General features: G+C 50.6%; 16 protein-coding genes. 12 read left to right on the forward strand and 4 right to left on the reverse strand.

What is annotated here, in order from left to right:
* Nucleotides 1–47 precede the first annotated feature (47 nt).
* The 7 genes from AC3Y23_RS27210 (at nt 48) to AC3Y23_RS27240 (ending at nt 5,587) form a co-directional block, all read left to right on the forward strand.
* Nucleotides 48–365, forward strand: coding sequence for a hypothetical protein (locus tag AC3Y23_RS27210; RefSeq protein WP_066374462.1), 318 nt, complete (start codon nt 48–50; stop codon nt 363–365).
* On the forward strand, nt 362–1,369 hold the full coding sequence (uvsE, locus tag AC3Y23_RS27215; RefSeq protein WP_379205081.1) for a UV DNA damage repair endonuclease UvsE: 1,008 nt from the start codon (nt 362–364) through the stop codon (nt 1,367–1,369). Before AC3Y23_RS27210 ends, uvsE begins: the two co-directional genes overlap by 4 nt.
* Nucleotides 1,370–1,552: 183 nt before the next feature.
* Complete coding sequence (locus AC3Y23_RS27220) at nt 1,553–2,437, forward strand: inositol monophosphatase family protein (protein WP_379205129.1); 885 nt, start codon at nt 1,553–1,555, stop codon at nt 2,435–2,437.
* A gap of 19 nt (nt 2,438–2,456) precedes the next feature.
* On the forward strand, nt 2,457–2,747 hold the full coding sequence (locus AC3Y23_RS27225) for a hypothetical protein (protein ID WP_379205083.1): 291 nt from the start codon (nt 2,457–2,459) through the stop codon (nt 2,745–2,747).
* A gap of 110 nt (nt 2,748–2,857) precedes the next feature.
* Nucleotides 2,858–4,150, forward strand: a complete 1,293-nt coding sequence (locus tag AC3Y23_RS27230) for a stalk domain-containing protein (protein WP_379205085.1) — start codon at nt 2,858–2,860, stop codon at nt 4,148–4,150.
* A gap of 101 nt (nt 4,151–4,251) precedes the next feature.
* Nucleotides 4,252–4,803 (forward strand): peptide deformylase, encoded by a 552-nt coding sequence (gene def / locus AC3Y23_RS27235; RefSeq protein WP_379205131.1) that lies wholly within the window; start codon nt 4,252–4,254, stop codon nt 4,801–4,803.
* A gap of 166 nt (nt 4,804–4,969) precedes the next feature.
* Nucleotides 4,970–5,587 (forward strand): hypothetical protein, encoded by a 618-nt coding sequence (locus tag AC3Y23_RS27240; RefSeq protein WP_379205087.1) that lies wholly within the window; start codon nt 4,970–4,972, stop codon nt 5,585–5,587.
* Between the two features lie 241 nt (nt 5,588–5,828).
* Here the strand turns inward: AC3Y23_RS27240 and AC3Y23_RS27245 are convergent, their stop codons facing one another.
* Together AC3Y23_RS27245 and AC3Y23_RS27250 are read right to left on the reverse strand one after the other, a co-directional pair.
* Nucleotides 5,829–7,148: a glutamate-1-semialdehyde 2,1-aminomutase gene (locus AC3Y23_RS27245; protein WP_379205089.1), complete on the reverse strand. Its 1,320-nt coding sequence runs from the start codon at nt 7,146–7,148 to the stop codon at nt 5,829–5,831.
* A 126-nt stretch (nt 7,149–7,274) separates the two neighbouring features.
* A complete protein-coding gene (locus AC3Y23_RS27250; RefSeq protein WP_379205091.1) occupies nt 7,275–8,315 on the reverse strand; it encodes an LCP family protein in 1,041 nt (346 codons plus the stop codon).
* A gap of 114 nt (nt 8,316–8,429) precedes the next feature.
* Between AC3Y23_RS27250 and bcp the strand changes: the two genes are divergently transcribed.
* From bcp to AC3Y23_RS27265, 3 genes are all read left to right on the forward strand, one after another.
* Entirely contained in the window at nt 8,430–8,888 is a 459-nt protein-coding gene (gene bcp, locus AC3Y23_RS27255) for a thioredoxin-dependent thiol peroxidase (RefSeq protein WP_379205133.1), read from the forward strand.
* Nucleotides 8,889–9,101: 213 nt separating this feature from the next.
* Nucleotides 9,102–9,560, forward strand: coding sequence for a MarR family winged helix-turn-helix transcriptional regulator (locus AC3Y23_RS27260; protein WP_379205093.1), 459 nt, complete (start codon nt 9,102–9,104; stop codon nt 9,558–9,560).
* Nucleotides 9,557–11,068 (forward strand): DHA2 family efflux MFS transporter permease subunit, encoded by a 1,512-nt coding sequence (locus AC3Y23_RS27265; RefSeq protein WP_379205096.1) that lies wholly within the window; start codon nt 9,557–9,559, stop codon nt 11,066–11,068. Before AC3Y23_RS27260 ends, AC3Y23_RS27265 begins: the two co-directional genes overlap by 4 nt.
* Before the next feature lie 150 nt (nt 11,069–11,218).
* Here AC3Y23_RS27265 and AC3Y23_RS27270 read toward each other — a convergent pair whose 3' ends face one another.
* Nucleotides 11,219–12,160 (reverse strand): helix-turn-helix transcriptional regulator, encoded by a 942-nt coding sequence (locus AC3Y23_RS27270; protein ID WP_379205098.1) that lies wholly within the window; start codon nt 12,158–12,160, stop codon nt 11,219–11,221.
* 146 nt (nt 12,161–12,306) lie between these two features.
* On the opposite strand from AC3Y23_RS27270, the gene AC3Y23_RS27275 reads away from it, so the two are divergent.
* Entirely contained in the window at nt 12,307–13,662 is a 1,356-nt protein-coding gene (locus AC3Y23_RS27275; RefSeq protein ID WP_379205100.1) for an MFS transporter, read from the forward strand.
* Here AC3Y23_RS27275 and AC3Y23_RS27280 read toward each other — a convergent pair.
* Nucleotides 13,637–14,305 (reverse strand): DedA family protein, encoded by a 669-nt coding sequence (locus AC3Y23_RS27280; RefSeq protein WP_379205102.1) that lies wholly within the window; start codon nt 14,303–14,305, stop codon nt 13,637–13,639. The genes AC3Y23_RS27275 and AC3Y23_RS27280 overlap by 26 nt on opposite strands.
* Nucleotides 14,306–14,413: 108 nt before the next feature.
* On the opposite strand from AC3Y23_RS27280, the gene AC3Y23_RS27285 reads away from it, so the two are divergent.
* Complete coding sequence (locus AC3Y23_RS27285) at nt 14,414–15,811, forward strand: polysaccharide deacetylase family protein (RefSeq protein ID WP_379205104.1); 1,398 nt, start codon at nt 14,414–14,416, stop codon at nt 15,809–15,811.
* Nucleotides 15,812–16,019: the final 208 nt, after the last annotated feature.

Raw genomic sequence — 16,019 nt, forward strand, 5'->3', positions numbered from 1 at the left:
GGCCAAGCGCCAGGCGGGATCATCCCGGCCGGAGAGGAGAAAGAAGGATGGGCTTTCAATCAGAATTCAATTCGGTATGCAAATTCAAAAGTGAACAAGAACTTTATGAGCTGCTGGAGTATGGTCGCACCAAGATGGTAAAGCAAGGATTTCGCGTCTATCCGACCGGGCAAAAGGTCATCGCCTACACCCCGGAGAATGTTGCTGTAGCGATTGTCAAAATTTCAGCTTCCATCGCCGAGATCAATTTTCAGGGACATGAGGTCACTGCGGTGGAGATGGATCTCGTCCGTAAACTGAATGAGGAAGAATCAAGGGTGCAGACTGCGCTCGCTTATGAAATGTTCTTTGGAGAAGAGAAATGATTGTACGGTTTGGATATGTGGCGATGTCCACAGTTATTCCCGATTGTTCACCCTCCAAGACGATGACAATGGCTTCATTTAAAAAGCTGGAAGATCGCGAAGCGGCACTTGCCCGCCTAGAGAGCATTACTCGAACGAATTTGCACAATACGCTGCGTCTGCTGAAACATAACAATGGTTCCGATATCAAATTATACCGGATGACCTCGAAGCTGGTCCCGCTGGCAACGCATCCTGATCTCCAGGATTGGAAGCCGCTGGCGGCGCTGGCGGATGCGTTCGCTGAAGTAGGAGACTATGTGAAAGGTCATGGGATGAGGGTATCCTTTCATCCGGATCATTTCACGGTACTGAGTACGCCGCGGCCAGAGGTGCTGGTGAATTCCATCCGGGATCTCCAGCATCATACCGATATGCTGCATGCGATGGGGCTGCCGGCAACGTCCAAGAACAACATTCACATCGGTGGAGCCTATGGGGACAAGCCTACGGCGGCAGCACGGTTTGAAGATCATTTCCGCGACCTTCCATTGGAACTGCAGGAACGTATCACACTGGAAAATGACGATAAGACCTTCAACGCCAAGGAGACACTGGCAGTCAGCCAGCATCTCGGACTTCCCATGGTGCTGGATATTCACCATCAGTGGGTGAACAATGAAGGGGAACTCCCGTGGGAACTGTGGCCCGACATTCTGAAGACCTGGCAGACACCGCTTGCCCTGAAGGATGTACTTCCTGGGGAGCATTTGCCGCCCAAAATTCATGTGTCGAGTCCTCGTAGTCCCTCCGATCCGCGCAGTCATGCCGACGGGGTAGAGCCTGTGCCGCTGCTTGCCTTCTTGCAGCGCATCGCTGCCGATACACCTGCTGTGGATGTGATGATTGAAGCCAAGCTGAAAGACGGCGCGCTTTTTGGACTGATGGAAGCTATGAAGGAAGCCGCAGAGGCTGACCACAGAATAACTGTATTAGACGGGGCCAGCGTTAATATTGAACCATAAACAGTGATAAACCGGGTGATATAGCCGGAACACAGGCCTGCCCATGACTTGATAAGTCTCCGGAAATAAGGTACGTTGGTTAAAACCAAATGCCCGGGAAGTCTCTTGCCGTTAGCTATACTTTTAGTGCAGGGGATTCCGGCCCGGAAATGACGATTATGTTCAAGAAAGCGGAGTGAAATGATGAATCCTTTAAATCCTAATAGCCGAAATGAACGGGAACCCTATGTCGTAACCAGCAAGGGACACACGGCCGTAGCCATTAATGCTGCCGCCAAGGCAGGAGAATGGATCAAGAGCAGACAGGGCCAGGTGAAAGAGCTTGGTACCAAAACCTCTGCGCAGGATCTGGTCACAGAAGTGGACAAGGGCGTGGAGCAGATGATCCGCAGGCTGATCCTGACTCATTATCCGGACCATGCCATCCTTGGTGAAGAGGGAGTAGAGCCGGGGGCTGCCGCCGCCGCTGCTGCTCTTGAAGAAGCGCGTGAGCATGAATATCTGTGGATTGTGGATCCGGTGGACGGCACCACTAACTTTGTACACGGCTTTCCGTTTTACTGTGTGTCGATTGCACTGGCCGTTCGGGGAGAACTGACCGTTGGCGTGATTTATGATCCGACCCGTGATGAAATGTTCGTCGCTGAAAAAGGCAAGGGCGCATATATACACGGGATTCGCGCTTCCGTCTCGGAAGAGAATGAACTGGCCGGCAGCTTGCTAGCCATGGGCTTCCCGCCGGATCGCGAGTTTGCGCAGCCAGCGAACATGGCCGGTCTGCAGCAGCTGCTGCCGCAGATCAGGGGCATACGTGCCGGTGGCTCGGCAGCACTGCATCTTGCCTACGTGGCAGCAGGCAGAGTCGATGCTTACTGGGAAGTGGGGCTTAACCCATGGGATTGCGCGGCCGGTGTGCTGCTTGTCTTGGAATCTGGTGGTAAGGTCACGGATACTCGTGGGCACGCTTATGATATCGGTACTCGCCATGTTGTGGCGAGCAATGGCCGTATTCATGATGCGTTGATTGCTTCGCTGACAGCTGGGGAAGCTACAGGATATCAGTCATAAGGAGGAATCCAATAAGACCATGAGCGGCAATGAGGATTTGGAGCGCAAGCTGAGTGAACTGCTGGAAGATGGCGAGATGGAGCAGAGTGAACGCTCTGCTAAGGAACTTCGGCAAATCTCACCCAAGTATGAGATTCGTATCCAGACTACGCTGGACCCCATTGTGGAGGAGACAAGGCGTTATCGCAAGATTGGCCGAGAATTGGATGACCGTTATGATAAGTATATGGAGCGCGCTGGAGAACCATCGGGTCCAACGAGTAGCTCTGCTAACAAACAGAGTTCAAATCCCGACAGGAAACAGCAATAGAATAGCTATCTTCTTACTAAAGAGCGGTTCTTCGTTTAACGGGGGACCGCTCTTTTGCGTGGGTACCGGGGATGGTAGAATAGAGTCAGAACGAAATAGGGAGGAATACGATGCTGAAAGTTTGGAAGAAGATAACAGCTGCTGGTATGGGTAGTCTGCTGCTGCTATCACTATGGGCAGGGGCTGCCGGGTCAGTACACGCTGCCGGAGAGGCAGCTGCAGCGCAAGGGAACGGACAGGAAACCTTCCGCATCGTGGCATTGGGAGACTCCATAACGGCCGGATATGAGCCGGGAATGACGAACCCGAACGTGAAGCCTTATGGATATGCGGAGAGATTGTTAGAGCAGGGCTGGTATCATGGCCGGAGCACTCTCGCCAATTACGGTATCCTCGGACTAACTACTGCGGGCCTGAGTCACTATACAGAGGCGCTCAAAGCGGGGACGGTCAGCACACCGGAGGCAATTCAGGCAGGTCTTCCTGATCCTAGAATCGCTACCTTCGCAGCAGAGATCCCGCAAGCGGCCAAGGAACTCGCCGCAGCGAATCTTATCACGATTACAATCGGCGGGAATGACTTAAGCAGCTTGTTCTTGAAGGTCAAGGAACTGACAGATGCGGAATTTGAGACACAGCTTGATCAGAAATTGGCCGATTACAGTGCCAATCTGAAGGTCATTCTGGAGAATATCCGGGTGGTGAATCCGGGGGCTAAGATTCTCCTTGCCGATCAGTATCAGCCGGCACCCAAGATTGCCGTTGGTCAGTCCTACACGAAACTGATGAGTGCAGCAGACCGCCTCACAGCCGCTGCTGAAGCTGTGGCAGGTACAGCCAGTCAGAGCAGTGCACCGGTGCTGGTCGCTCATGTAGCCAAGCAGTTTGCTGGTGCGGAATTCTCATTGACCCATATTATCAGTGGTGACACACCGGACTTTCACCCGACACAGCTAGGGTACGAGAAGATCGCTACAGTGTTCGCAGAACTGCAGTGGGGTGCATACCGTACACCAACGGTAGCCGCTACGACTGCCGCAGTTGCACCTATGAATATTGTGGTGAAGGGTGTGGAATTGAATACCCCGAGCAAGCCTATACTCAAGAACGGTCAGAACTTCCTGGCTCTGAAGGATATCCTGAATGCTGTAGGGGCATCCGGGAAATGGGATAATAAAACAGCGAGTGCAACGATTCTATTGGGTGACAGAACGGTTGTCGTTACGATTGGATCGAAGACGATTAAGGTTAATGGGCAGGATGTAGCGATTGATACCCCTGCTTTTCTCCAGAAGGTTGGCAAGGAAGACAAAACTTATCTTCCATTAGCTGCATTAGCTACCGGCCTTGGATTTGAAGTGAATTACAGCGGCCAGCTGCGGACGGCTTTCATAAATCCGTAAGGATGCATACAGTACTTATATATATCTAAATCAAGCCCGTAAGGAAAAGGTGGATGAAATTGTTGTCTAATGCAAAATTTACTGCCGACTATATTATTCGGATGGACGATATTGTTCGGGAAGGAGATCCAGTGCTTCGTGAGGTGACTCAGCCGGTGGAGCTTCCTTTGCAGGAAGCCGATCGTGAGGCGATGCAATGCATGATGCAGTTCCTGAAGAACAGCCAGAATCCGGAAACTGCGGCTAAATACAAGCTACGTTCCGGTGTGGGGCTTTCTGCCAATCAAATTGGGCTGTCAAAGCGGATATTCGTCATGCTTGCAACCGATGAGAAAGGGCGCACAGTAGAGCAAATTTGGGTGAATCCCAAGATCATCAGCCATTCCATGGCTATGGTGTATTTGCCTGAGAGTGAGGGCTGTCTGTCAGTAGATCGTCCAGTACACGGCTTTGTGCCGAGATATGAGTCTGTGAAGGTCAAAGGTTATGATGCCAGCGGCAAAGAGATTGTTGCCCGCTACAAAGGCTATCACGCAATCGTGGTCCAGCATGAGATGGATCATCTGGATGGCATCATGTTCTATGACCGGATTAACAAAGAGAACCCGTTCAAGCTTCCACAGGGTGTGGAGATCCACAGTCTGTATGAGTAGGCTACCAGGTAGGCTTATTTTTGACAAAAGCGCGTAAAAAGAATGGCTTTCGTCCTTCCTTGCAGGGGGATGAAAGCCATTTTTTTGTGATGAAACGGTATTCCAAATACTGGGTTGCAATATGCTATACTGTCATTATTATGACTGAGACAAGGAGGTTGTGGCCATGGGCTGGAGTGAATTCCGGGCAATACCGAATCATTACAATGAGGAAGTCAGAACTATAGATGAGCATATTCTGGGACTGGTGCAGAGGCGGAGAGAGCTAGCTGGAGGGAAATGGACCATTCCCGCTCCTGAGCAGATGCAAGTCTTCGCGGAGCAGTTTGGTCTGAAATTAGAGCAGGTTGCGATGCTTCTGAGCGGGCTGAATGAAAGGGTCCAGCCCGTTCATTGGCCGGAAGAGGAAGAAGTGCTGGGTGTACTGCCAATTATGCAAAAATCGACACAAGATCAATGCGAATATAGTTTGACCCATGCGATGCAGTATGCAAGCTATAGTCTCGTTACGGTAGAGATTAAATATCGCCAAGAAGAAGCCGAGGATGTGCAGCTCCAGCCCAACTTGACGTTGGCTGTTATCGGTGACTCGGAGTATACAGTGCAAAGGCATGGAAGTAGAGGCGGCGGAACCCATGCCCAGCTCCAGTTTGTTGTCATCCCTGCGCTGCCGAATGAACTGAACGGAGTAGTGTTCTCACTGGTGCCGGAGGCGATGTTCCTGGAGCGTAAACTCAGGGAAATCAATCTGAACCGTCAGGTGGATTTTTATCCCTCCGTCTGATTAACCCGAAGGAGGATAAGGTAGCAGGCGGGCTGGGAACTGGACGGTAGTATTTAATCCAAATAGAAACGGCTTTGCCGTCCTCTAAGGGACGGTATCCGTTTCAGCGAGGAATAGAAGGATAATTTATAGCGTGGAATACATAAATTCTTATATTTTAAAAAAGCCGCTGGGGAACGAAATGTTCCCAGCGGCTTTTAATATTATGGCTTATATGAGTTTCACGTACTGATGAAGCTTCTTACAGATCACCCGCTGCCATGGCGGCAAAGGAGGCTTCGGCAGCTTCCAGGGTAGCATCGATATCGGCATCGGTATGGGCGGTGGTCAGGAACCAGGCCTCATACTTGGATGGCGCGAGATTAATGCCGCGGTTCAGCATGTGCCGGAAGAAGCTGGCGAACATTTCTCCGTCCGTATCTTGCGCTTCTTCGTAATCGGTGACCGGGTGATTGCAAAAATGAGTCGAGAACGCACCACGGATACGGTTAATCGTCAGCGGAATACCATGGCGGTCCGCCGAAGCCTGCAGGCCCTCAGTTAGACGGATGGCAAGGCGCTCCATTTCTTCATAGACGCCTTCCGCGCTTAACACTTCAAGACAGGCGATGCCAGCTGAGATGGAAGCTGGATTCCCCGCCATTGTCCCTGCTTGGTAAGCAGGACCGAGTGGAGCTACCTGCTCCATGATATGCTTGCGTCCACCATAAGCACCGATTGGCAGGCCACCGCCGATGATTTTGCCAAGCGCCGTCAAGTCAGGTGTGATCTCTTCATGATTATCGAGGCCGGCATAGGTTTGGGTAGAGCCGTAATGGAAGCGGAAAGCCGTGATTACTTCGTCGTAGATGACGAGCGAGCCATTGTCATGGGCCTGCTTGCACAGTCCTTCCAGGAAGCCTGGCTTCGGCATGACCATACCGAAATTGCCGACAATCGGTTCGACCATAACGGCGGCCACATCGTCACCCCAGGTCGCAAGGGCTTCGCGCAGTCCGTCCAGATCATTGAACGGAACGGTAATGACCTCCTGCGCCAGACTGACAGGAATACCGGCGCTGTCTGGGATACCCAGTGTGGAAGGGCCGGAGCCGGCGGCAACGAGCACCAGATCGGAGTGACCGTGATAACAGCCGGCGAACTTGATGATCTTATTGCGCTTCGTATAGGCGCGAGCCACGCGGATCGTGGTCATGACGGCTTCGGTGCCGGAATTGACGAACCGTACTTTGTCCATCGAAGGGATGGATTCTTTAAGCATTTTGGCTAGCTTGATTTCTAGCTGGGTTGGTGTGCCGTAAAGGATGCCGTTCTCGGCAGCTTGGGTGATAGCTGCGGTAATGTGAGGGTGGGCATGGCCGGTAATAATCGGGCCGTAAGCAGCCAGATAGTCTATGTAACGGTTATTGTCTTCATCCCAGAAATGTGCGCCACTGGCCCGCTTCATGAATACAGGGGCACCACCGCCGACGGCTTTGAAGGAACGGGAGGGACTGTTGACGCCTCCTACGATATGCTGAAGGGCTTCCTCATAAAGTTGCTCTGATGTGGAACGGTTCATTATTAATCATCCTTTCGTCTTCTTCCATAGGCAAGGGAACGGGCGAGCAGCGTTTATGTCCGCTGTTCGCCCGTCCGTGATCATGCCCAGGGGGTTAATTTATAGTCTTCCGTGCCCATAACGTAACTATGGGGTTGCGGAGGCATTGCTACTCGTGCCGGTCTCTGGTGAAGGAGAGGGCTCAGGACCATTCAGTGTATCCTGTACAAATTTCTTGAGCTTGTTATTACTGCTGATTCCGATAACGGCCGATCCATTACTGGTCTGATCTTCCTTGAGCAAATTCATCGGTGGGATTTGCGCACTGCCGCCAATGCTGCTGTCGTAGCCTACGCTCGCCAGCTTCGCCATATCGCTCAGTGCCAGATTGGTATCGATATACGGACTAACATCGGACAGAATGGACGGCAGCTTGAAGAGTGTGGTGGTACTTTTCAGCTTGTCGGCTACGACCTTCAGGAAGGCCCGCTGACGTTCAGTTCGGGTGAAGTCAGAGGTGGCATCATGACGGAAGCGGACGTACTGCAAGGCCTTGTTGCCGTCCAGGTGCTGAAACCCCTTTTTCAGATCGATATCGTATTCGGGTCCGTCGGCAATCGTCTTGTAGACCATATCCTTCTCCACTTCGTAATCCACGCCGCCTACCGCATCCACCAGCTTGATGAAGCCCTGGAAATCGGTGTAGACATAATATTGAATCGGGATGCCCAGCAGATCGCCTACTGTCTGCATTGCCGTGTTGGGTCCATAAATAATCGCTGCGTTGATACGCTGCTTACCGTGATCCGGAATAGATACATACGTATCGCGGAGAATAGAGAAGACAGTGATCTTCTTCTTCAACGGATCAAGAGAAGCGACAAGCATCGTGTCCGAGCGGGGGACTTCGCCTTTCTTCACCCCACGGGCATCCACACCCATGAGCAGAATATTGACGGGTTCTGTGCCCTCCCATTTGGGGGGATCAGGCGTGTTGGTATCTACCGTTTCTGCATTTTGAAAAGGTGAATTCTCATTATCCTTTTGGAAATTGCCCAGCTCATTGGCGATGGAAGTGAAGTAGTATACAGCACCGCCGATGATTAGAAGAAGTATTATAGCCAGAGTCCAAAGCAGTGGTTTCTTAGTTTTACCGGCCTTTGCGTGCCGTTTCCTTCTTGGTGGCATTTCTCGTTCTTCCTTTCGCATTCGCATTCTCTACATTATAATTTCTTTTGGGAATACGCGCAATTTGGTAATAATTATCCTAATAAAATGAAGGTGTGAAAAAACATGAATAATATTGGAATAGAAGTGGGACAAGTCGCCCCGGATTTTACGTTGCCTGCCTCGAATGGGGAACAAGTCCGTCTGAGTCAATATCTAGGACATAAGGTTATTCTATATTTTTACCCGAAAAATATGACAACCGCCTGCACGCAGGAAGCCTGCGATTTCCGGGACGCTCATGAGCGGATTGCGGCTAATGGCGCAGTGGTGCTGGGAATCAGTACAGATAACTTAACCTCGCATACTAAATTTGTTGCCAAGTACGACTTGCCTTTCTTGTTGCTCTCGGATGAGAAGCATGCTGTTAGTGAACTTTATGGCGTATGGCAGCTAAAAAAATTGTATGGCAAGGAATATATGGGTATCGTGCGTTCGACCTTTCTGATTGATGAGAATGGAATCATTGTAGAGGCGTGGAATAAGGTTCGGGTTAAAGGGCATGTGGAGGCAACTCTGGAGCAGCTTGGATAGGGATGTAAAAGGATTAATTTACATAAGAAGTGCCATGCTCGTTTAAATTAAAGATAAGCATTCGTCGGGTCGTCCATGTGAAGTGGGCGGCTTTTTTGTAGATAAAACAACCATTTCAGAAAATTTCAGCAAGTAGTTGACGGGAAAATACGTAAAGAGTAGAATAGTTCGCATGCGAAGTATTTAATTTTAAAGATACTGGAGGGGAAGGCTGTGGAGGAGAACGAGCAGCGGCAGCAACTGGATGAGATTATTTCTTCCTTTCGCCGGATCAGTCATGCTTTTCAGCAGCTGCTTTGGAAAGACGCTGAGGAACTTGATATTACGCCTACCCAGCTGATGGTCTTGCGTAAGATCTCTGCACATCCTTCTATTGGAATCACTGAGCTTGCAGAGCTATTGCACCTCGGAAATAGTTCGGCCAGTGGAGTCGTGGACCGGATGGTGAAGGCCGGTTTGTTAACACGCGAGCGGTCGGAGAGTGACCGGCGGATTTTCCAAGTGTCACTGACTGACAAGGGCAATGAGATTATGGAGAAAAGCAAAGCCTCACTCAGAAGATATCTGATGCCACTGGCAGACATCCCGACCGAGGATGCAAGTGAGCTGCTGCGTTTACATGGTCAAATCGTGCAAATATTAGAACAAGGGAGAGACAAAAAGAAATTATGAGTACAATAACTGCTAATGCTACGGCAGGCAAAGCTATACGCAGAGGTCCGATTATCGCGGCGCTCTTGATTGGCGCATTCGTTGCGTTGCTTAATCAGACGCTGATGAACGTGGCGCTGCCGAAAATTATGGAGGATCTGAATATTCTGGCCAATACGGCCCAGTGGCTGACGACCGGTTTTATGCTTGTTAACGGTGTACTGGTACCGGTCAGCGCGTATCTGGTGGAGAAGTTTACGACTCGCCAGCTGTTTATTACGGCAATGGTTCTTTTTTCAATAGGTACGCTGGTGTGCGGTGTCGGCACCGGCTTTGAGATGATATTGGTCGGCAGACTGATTCAGGCTGTCGGTGCAGGAGTTCTGATGCCGCTGATGAATATTGTGTTCCTGCGCATCTTCCCGATTGAAGAACGCGGCAAGGCGATGGGCTTAATGGCGGTGGCGATGATTTTTGCCCCGGCTGTCGGTCCTACACTGTCCGGTTGGGTTGTGCAGAACTACTCTTGGCGGGTGCTGTTCTTTATCGTCTTGCCACTGGCTATTTTCTCCACGCTGCTGGGTGCGAAGACGATGCAAAATGTAGGGAAGGTCACTTCTCCTTCACTGGATAAATTAGGTGTCATTCTGTCCACACTCGGCTTCGGCGGTCTACTCTACGGCTTTAGTGACGCGGGAACAGACGGCTGGGGCAGCACCACGGTTATCGTGTGCCTAATTCTGGGTGCAGTTTCCCTGGCGTTGTTTGTATGGCGTCAACTGAAGATCGACAAGCCGATGCTGGAGTTTCGAATTTTCCGTTATAACATGTTTACACTAACCACCATCATCAATATTATCATTACGATGGCGATGTACTCCGGTATGATTCTGTTGCCGATTTATCTCCAGACAATTCGCGGCTTTACGCCGATGGAATCCGGGCTGCTGCTGCTGCCGGGTGCGATTCTGATGGGAATCATGTCGCCGATTACGGGGATTATTTTCGATAAGATCGGTGCCAGATGGCTTGCGGTTATTGGTCTAATTATTACTACAATCACGACTTATGAATTTAGCCATCTTACAGATTCCACCACATACACATACCTTATCCTGACGTATACCGCGCGGATGTTCGGGATGTCTATGCTAATGATGCCGATTGTCACTGCGGGTCTGAATCAGCTTCCACAGCGTCTGAATTCGCACGGTTCTGCGATGTCCAACACGCTGCGTACAATTGGCGGCGCGATGGGGATAGCTGTGTTCGTCAGCTTGATGACCAATCGTACGAAGAGTACAATTACGGACGCTTTGGTCAGTGGAGCGGTCTCCAAGACTGATAAAGTTGCCATGCTGAAGCTCTCGCAGGAAGCCACCATTAACGGCATTAACCATGCCTTTATTATAGCTACCTGGGTGACTGTTGCTGCCTTGGTATTATCCTTCTTTATTAAGAAAACTAGTCCACAGCCGGATTTTCTGAAAACAGAGGTTGAAGCTGAGACTAAGGCTGAGGCTAAGTAATACGGATTCTCTGAATGCATTAAAGAAAGGGCTGTTCTCACCAAGATGGTGGGAGCAGCCCTTCTTGTATTTCTGATACTGATTCTTTGCTGTATTTACCAGAGCATTCGCCTGAGCGTTACAATTCTACACTATCCTACTCAGCCCTGCTCAATCCTGCTCAACATACTTGGCAGCAATTTCTGCCGCGAGCCTCCCGAGTTTATGCCGAATGGATTCCGGTTCCAGCACCTCGACAGATGTGCCGAAAGCAAGCAGGAAGCCATAGAGCCAGCTATCCTCAGGATAGTGGATCGTTACGAAGTACCCTCCATTGCCATCAGGCTGCAGCTCGGTAGCATCAAAGCGGTCCTCGGCCAGATGTCTGCCCTCAGCAGAAAAATGTAGTACGCACGGGACGGGGCTGCCCTCTCTCTGCCAATCCCCCGCCCAAGGTAGTTCCTCCAGGGGAAGATCCTCTCTTGTATAGGTCCGCGTTTCCTTCACCAGTGACTTCATCCGTAGTAGCTTGAAGAGCCGGAAATCCTGCCGCAGCCCGCAAATACCATATAAATACCAGACCTGCCCCTTCAGCACCAACGTGTAAGGCTCGACAGAGCGCCAAGTGATGCGACCCTCGGCATCCACATATTCAAACGAGACCGCCACGCTCTCTTCCAGAGCTTCTTTAAGGAGCGTCAAGCGTTCTTCCAAAGGTCCTTTCAGTCCGCGTGGTGAAAAGTCCACGATGAGTTGGGTGGTCTTGCTGCGGAAGGCGGCCGATTGGGAGGGCGGAATCACGCTGCTGATTTTCTCCATGAGCAAGGTATGTTCACTACCACCGGAAGATGAGACACCTTGCAGCGCGGTAAAAATATCAGCCAGCTCCTGATCAGTCAGCACGTTGCGGTCAAGGCGGTAACCTTCCATCAGGCTGATCCCACCGCCGGCCCCCTGAGTGGTAAGCACCGGAATGCCGGCAGCGTTGATCGTATCAATATCACGGTAAATGGTGCGTACAGACACTTCGAACATGTCAGCCAGCTCTTTAGCTTGAATGTGGCGCCTGTTAAGCAGGAGGATGACGATAGAGAGCAAACGGTCTATTTTCATTATAAATCTCACTTTCAAGAGGTTATCGTGCAGTGCTTATCTTCATTTTATCAAAATAAAACGAGTAAACCTATTGCGTGTTGTCTATATATTAGATTAGTATCTAATTAGATATTTATTTAATTAAAGAGGTGAGGATGAAAATTATGAACACAGAATCTGCGGGTGCTGTTTTGAAATACCACCGCGGTTATACCCGATTGTTCGCTACAGGGATTATCAATGGTATCGGTGACCGGTTCAGTCAGGTAGCGATGTTGTCACTTGTGCTGCATCTGACGGGATCGGGACTGGCAGTAGGGATATCGCTTGGGGTAAGGGTATTGCCTTTTCTGCTATTGGCTCCGCTTGGGGGCATGCTCGGCGGAAGGCTGCCACGTAAAATGATCATGATTGCCACGGATTTGCTACGAGTACCGGTAGCGTTGGCTTTCTTGTGGGTAGACGGTCCGGACAAAATTTGGATAATTTATGCTGCGAGTTTTCTACTGGCTGCCGGGGAGGCCATTTATAGCCCGATTCGCAAATCGTCCATTCCGCTTTTGGTGGACCGGGAGCGTCTACTGGCTGTCAACGGGATGGAGCAACTGATGACGGGTATCGTCCTGATACTGGGTGCTTTTGCTGGTGGCGTCGTTTCGTTATGGTTCGGTCCCCAGTGGGCATTTCTTCTGAATGCAATATCCTTTTTGCTTGCTGCACTATTGCTTTCCGGCATTCATTTTCCGCAAGGCCTTGGCAGTAGCTCGGATGGGAAACAGGCTCAAACTCAAGAAAGAGCTAAAGAAAAGTCCCAAGAACAAGACCAGGACCAAGCTCAAGAGCAGGCTCAAGAACATGGCCAAGCCCAAGCTTCCACGAGATCAACCTCATTATCACCGTCGTCACGCAGCATATGGGGAATAGTGACCGGTAGCGTGATCTTGCAAATTATTTTTGCTTTTGAACTACTCGTACCACTGGTCAATGGGTTGGACAATGTACTGATCAGCGTATACGCGGTGCAGGAGTTTGGGGCTGGTGATCTGGGAGTAGGTGCCTTCTATGGCGCTCTCGGCATCGGTCTTAGCCTTAGCTTTTTGGCAGGACGCTTTATGCATAAGCGGCTGCTCCTGGGAGCGCTGGGTGGACTGCTGCTGGAGGGTGTACTCCTGATAACAGTCAGCTTTAGCGGGAGCTTTGTGACGGTGTTTGCGCTGTACATTTTACTTGCCTTCACAGGAGGAATCGGAAATGCCTGCCTAGATACGTTGTTGATGAAGGAAACGCCTGTGCTTTACCAGCCGATCATTTTTGGATGGCTCACAGCCGTAAGCAGTACACTTCTGGGTCTGTCCATGTTTGGTGCGGGGGTTGTACTAGAGATCATGGAGCCACGGCAGCTCGGGTTATGGGGCGGGATAGGCTTCGTATGTATTGCCCTGATCTTGTCCCTATATGCCAAAATCCGTATGAACAAGAAAAAGGACGGTGCAGTCACCGTCCCTTGGAAGTCTCTTTGATTTTAGCCTCAAGCTTGAGTTTGGATCTGCGCCGGAGCAGGAACGCTGCGATTCCCTTACGATAACGATACAGGAGTATGAGGACAACCGAGCCGACAATACCAGAGACAATCCAGAGTGCATACTTCTCTACAAGATGGAAGATGCCCATCCACTGCGGACCGAAGACTCGGCCGATGCCAAGGAACAGCACAACCCAGAACAAGGCACCGCTGTACGCATACACGGCGAATTTACGGAAGGACAGGCCCACAATTCCGGCGAAATATCCGGTAAAGTGGCGTACACCAGGGATGAAATAACCAATGGAGATCAGGACGCTTCCGTATTTTTCGAACCAGCGCTGTGTTTTCTCCAGCTTGGATTCCGAGAACAGAAACCATTTGCCATATCGCTGAATAAAGGGTAAGCCCGCCTTGAGTCCAATGAGATAGGTAATGGTCATACCGACGGTAGTTCCGAGAAAAGCAATTACGACCAGCAGCATAAAATCCAGTCTGCCCGTGTAGGAGAGAAATCCGGCAAAAGCCATCGTGGTCTCCCCCGGAAACGGGAGCGCGACGAATTCCAGCAAGAGTCCGAAGAATAGTACGCTGTATCCGTATTCGGCGAATAATTCCTGAATCCAATCCAGTACTTCCATAGGGTATTCACTCTCCAAAAGGCGAAAAGCCGTATTCTAATTGAAAGCTTGTCTTCATACAATCTACTGACGGCTTTGAGAGCCAATAGAATGCTGGAGGTAGAAAAGATGACGGGTAACAATAATTCAAACGGCCGCCGGATACTGATCCGCGGATTGCTACTTATGACCATAGCACTGCTGGTGACATCCGGATGGAGAACCGATTACCATTTTGGATCGACAAGATCCCTTTCACTACAGACAACAAATGTGGAAGCCTCATCTATTCAGCATAATCGTCTGAATGCTCCGGTGCAAGCGGACACAGTTATTCCCGCTGTACGGGCGGCCTTGGCAACAACACCTATTGCCATTCAGGCGGTTAATTCGGCTCCGATACAACCTCCTACGCTCTCCACTACAGCGCCCCAAACGGGTGTAGTTCAACAGGTGGCAGCTAAAGCAGCAAAAACTGTCTACCTTACCTTTGACGATGGTCCGAGCAAAATCACGCGTGAGGTTCTCGATATTTTGCAGAAAGAGGGAGTCAAGGCGACCTTCTTTGTGCTCGGGAATGCTGCAAAAAGCTATCCCGAGCTGATCAATGCCATCTGGGAGCAGGGGCATACCATCGGCAATCATTCCTACGATCATGATTACCATAATTTATATAGCGGATTCACCGCGTTCTGGGATCAAATCAAACAGACAGAGAATATAATCCGTGAAATTACAGGGGAGCGGCCCCGACTTGTTCGTGCTCCGGGTGGAACCTTTGGTCATTTTGATGATACGTATTTCCAATTGTTGAATCAAGCGGGCTACCTTGTTATGGACTGGACGGTAGACAGCGGCGATTCCCGGAGAAAAGGTGTACCGGCAGCTGAAATTCTGCAGGAATCCACCAAAGACTTAACGTCTTCCGAGGTTGTATTACTGCTGCATGATGGCGGGGGACATGGGGAAAGCGCCAAGGCGCTGCCTGGGATTATTGCCCGCTATAAAGCGGCAGGTTATACCTTTAAGGTTCTGGACGACAGTGTAAAGCCCGTGCAGTTCAGAGTGTCAGCCAAGGCGGCCAGCCTGAATCGGGCGAAGCCGTCTAATGCTTGGATTGCTTCCAATATCCTGCCGAATGCGGCACTCTTCCAGCCGGGCAGAACCCTCGCACTGGAGGTGGGACTGCTGGAGACCAAATTGAATCCGGGTGAATACAGCATCATCAATGGACAATACATGGTGCCGCTCCGGGCTGTGGTGGAACGGCTTGGTGGACAGGTGAAATGGGATCAGACCAGTCGCAGTGGTCAGGTGATCTGGAACGGCAGGACCTTGACAGCGGATGTATCTCGCGGGGAACTGGTCTTCAGTCTTCCAGGAGGCGCTCAGGAGAAACGGGCGGCTAGGGTAGAGATTATTGGCGGTTCCATCTGGGTGCCACTGAGAGAATTGCTAGAGACAGCTGGTCATCCCCTGGAGGCAATCAGTGCTACTTCAGGGGAGCGGCGGGTAAAAGCTGCCTGACACGGCAATATCTCTGCCCTGCCTGACCAGCAAAAAGGATGAAAACAATAGTCTGAGGGGATCCTTTCCTGGAAAGAATAGATATTAACACGCTCATGCCCTAAGTCCGCATTGCGGAGCTAAGGGATCTATAGAGCAAGTCTATGTCTGAAGGAAGGGTATCCTATTGTCCTCTTCATCTTTACATGAAAGTCACGGAAAAGAAGGT

The organism is Paenibacillus sp. MAHUQ-45 (genome assembly GCF_058133325.1).